The organism is Sodalis-like endosymbiont of Proechinophthirus fluctus (assembly GCF_001602625.1).
Taxonomy (GTDB): domain Bacteria; phylum Pseudomonadota; class Gammaproteobacteria; order Enterobacterales; family Enterobacteriaceae.
Map to the genome: position 1 here is coordinate 5,677 of NZ_LECR01000001.1, position 734 is coordinate 6,410.

Sequence of the window (734 nt, forward strand, 5' to 3'; positions counted from 1 at the left end):
TAGTCGTCTATACGGATAGGTTGATCGTCGATGCATTCGCCATCAAAACCCAGCACTGGGCTGCCGGTAAACTCGTCGAGTGTTCGCAGCGTGACCGCTACCTCGCCGTCGGCACAGTGGGAGAGATCCTCGGCGAGACGGCTGCGCACTGCTTCGCGGGAGGGAAAGTGAGTCTGGTTGAAGCTGTTCAGGTACAGTTTAAAACTTTTGGATTCGATAAGATTTGTGCTGTTGGCGTTAAGGGCAATTTCGCCAATTGCTACCTGCGGCAAGCCCGCATTGTTGAGCCAGGAGAGCTCGTACAGGGTCCAGATATCGGCGCCATGAAAGGGGAGAGCCGCCGCCTGTAGTCCCAACGGATCACGGTTGAGGGCACGGGGTACCGCCTGGAGCAGCGAGGGATCATAGCACTCGCAGTACGGAGTGGGTTTCCCCAGCGTCAGCGATTGCAAAGTATGATGTTGGTCATAATGCGTCATGGCGTTTACCTTAGGGGGCCTTACTGATATACTAGGCGTAGTGTACCGCATGAATCCGTAAAAAGAGAGAGAACAAGGACCCGGCCGCTGCCCTGGAGCTGGCAGATTTTACCGCGCGCTATGTAGATGATTAGCGACAAACGACCGGTGGTTTACCTCAGTCATGGGGTGTCCGACATACCGTCGCCCTACATCGCCGTCGCAATCGGCGACGCGGTTTACTAGCAGCCCCGCCCGGCAGTGCCGGTCAAACGC

1 pseudogene is annotated in these 734 nt (G+C 56.5%); it reads right to left on the reverse strand.

The annotated features are described in order from the left end of the window. A pseudogene (gene queF / locus BG74_RS15140) lies at positions 1-479 on the reverse strand (NADPH-dependent 7-cyano-7-deazaguanine reductase QueF); the annotation flags it as partial. Positions 480-734 lie beyond the last annotated feature (255 nt).